The following is a 2,144-nucleotide window of genomic DNA, read 5'->3' as shown; positions in this document are numbered from 1 at the left end:
GACGAGCGTCAGGCGGCACCCTTGGCGGCCCGGAAGCCCGCCTCGAGGTCCGCGAGGATGTCGTCGATGTGCTCGATGCCCACCGCGAGGCGCACGAGGCCCGGCGTCACGCCGGACAGCGCCTGCTCCTGCGGGGTGAGCTGGCTGTGCGTCGTCGACGCGGGGTGGATGACGAGCGAGCGCACGTCGCCGATGTTCGCGACGTTCGAGTGCAGCTCGAGCGCGGAGACGAACGCCTGACCGGCCGCCGACCCGCCCTCGATCTCGAACGCGAGCACGGCGCCGCCGCCGCGCGGCGCGAACTTGACCTGGTTGGCGTGCCACGGGCTCGACTCGAGGCCCGAGTAGTGCACGCCGAGCACGTCGTCGCGCGCCTCGAGCCACTGCGCGACCTTCGTCGCGTTCTCGACGTGCCGCTCGACGCGCAGCGACAGCGTCTCGATGCCCTGCGAGATGAGGAACGCGTTGAACGGCGAGATCGCCGCGCCCAGGTCGCGCAGGAGCTGGATGCGCGCCTTGAGGATGAAGGACAGGTTCGCGCCGAACGCGGAGCCGACGCCGAGCGCCTCGGCGATCACGAGGCCGTGGTACGACGGGTCCGGCGAGTTGAAGCCCGGGAAGCGGTCCGGGTACTGCGCGTAGTCGAACGAGCCGCCGTCGACGATCACGCCGCCGATCGCCGAGCCGTGCCCGCCGAGGTACTTGGTGGCCGAGTGCACGACGACGTCGGCACCCCACTTGAGCGGGTTGATGAGGTAGGGCGTCGCGACCGTGTTGTCGACGATGAGCGGCACGCCGTACTCGTGCGCGACCCCCGCGACGAGCTCGATGTCGAGCACGTCGGACTTGGGGTTGGGGATCGTCTCGGCGAAGAACGCCTTGGTGTTCGGGCGGATCGCCGCGCGCCAGGCCTCGGCGTCGTGCGGGTCGGTCACGAACGTCGTCTCGACGCCGAGCTTCGGCAGCGTGTAGTGCAGCAGGTTGTACGTCCCGCCGTAGAGGGACGGGCTCGCGACGACGTGGTCGCCCGCCTCGGCGACGTTGAGGATCGCGAGCGTCTCGGCCGCCTGGCCGGAGGCCACGAGCAGCGCGGCGACGCCGCCCTCGAGCGAGGCGATGCGGTTCTCGACGACCTCCTGCGTGGGGTTGCCGATGCGCGTGTAGATCGGGCCGAGGTCCTGCAGCGCGAAGCGCGCGGCGGCCGTGCCGGCGTCGGGGAAGACGTAGGACGTCGTCTGGTAGATCGGCAGCGCGCGGGCGCCGGTCGTCGGGTCGGGCGTCTGGCCGGCGTGGACCTGACGGGTCTCGAAGTTCCAGTTCTCGTTGCTCATCTGCGTGCTCCTGGTGGCGGGAAGGGGATCCGCGGGGAGCTCGGGCAGCCGACGTCCGTCCCGCGGGAGAGGGGAGGGTCGCGCACGGTTCGAACGGGGAGGGCCCCGCTGGACCTTCGTCGGTGTGCTCGTCGGATCGACGTCGAGCAGCCGGCGGGCAGGCCGAACGTGCGCGTCAGCGACACATTCGACGGCAGGGCATGGGGTGAGAGTAGGCACCACGTACCGCAACGTGAAACGCCCGTCTCGCATGGTGAACATCCCCTGTCTCGTCCATCCGGTTCGTCCGATATGTGACTAGTGTGAAAGGTGGGACTGTTGTGACTGGTGTTCACTTCTGGGGCTCCCGCAGGTAGCGTCCGCAGAGCGCGTCCGTCACCGCCGGTGGCGTGCGCAGGGGCACGCACGAGCAGGGACCGCTGGAAGGGGCACGACGACGTGGGCGAACGAGGGGCCGTGCGACGAGCACGGGGCGCGAGTGCGCTCGCCGCAGCGACGGTCGGGCTGCTGCTCGTCAGCACGCCGGGAGCCGTCGCCGACCCGGGCGCGCCGTCCGACGACGACGTGCGCCAGGCGCAGGCCGCGGTCGGTCGTGCGCAGCGCTCGGTCGCCGAGATGGAGATCCGCCTCGCGCAGCTGAGCTCCGAGGCCGACGCCGCCGAGCTCGAGGTCCAGCAGGCCGGCGAGGCCTACACGCAGGCGATGTCCGACGCGCAGGTCGCGCACGACGCCGCCGCCCAGGCGCAGGACCGGTCCGACGAGGCCGCCGCCGCCGCCGAGAAGGCGCGCCGCGAGCTCGTCGCGATCGCGCGT

1 protein-coding gene and 1 pseudogene are annotated in these 2,144 nt (G+C 71.6%); one reads left to right on the top strand and one right to left on the bottom strand.

Annotated features, from left to right (window positions below; all coding sequences use genetic code 11):
- Positions 1-8: 8 nt before the first annotated feature.
- Entirely contained in the window at positions 9-1,331 is a 1,323-nt protein-coding gene (locus CWIS_RS12510) for a bifunctional o-acetylhomoserine/o-acetylserine sulfhydrylase (RefSeq protein ID WP_048343642.1), read from the bottom strand.
- Between the two features lie 456 nt (positions 1,332-1,787).
- Here CWIS_RS12510 and CWIS_RS12505 point away from each other — a divergent pair.
- Positions 1,788-2,144 (top strand): annotated as a pseudogene (locus CWIS_RS12505) (glycoside hydrolase); the annotation flags it as partial.

The sequence above is a fragment of the Cellulomonas sp. A375-1 genome (genome assembly GCF_001040865.1).
GTDB classification, from domain to species: Bacteria; Actinomycetota; Actinomycetes; order Actinomycetales; family Cellulomonadaceae; genus Cellulomonas; species Cellulomonas gelida.
This window is presented reverse-complemented; position numbering and strand designations above follow the sequence as displayed.

Excerpts from the sequence above, each read along its gene's own strand:
- CWIS_RS12510 (WP_048343642.1), bottom strand. The coding sequence starts at position 1,331 with ATGAGCAACGAGAACTGGAACTTCGAGACCCGTCAGGTCCACGCCGGC.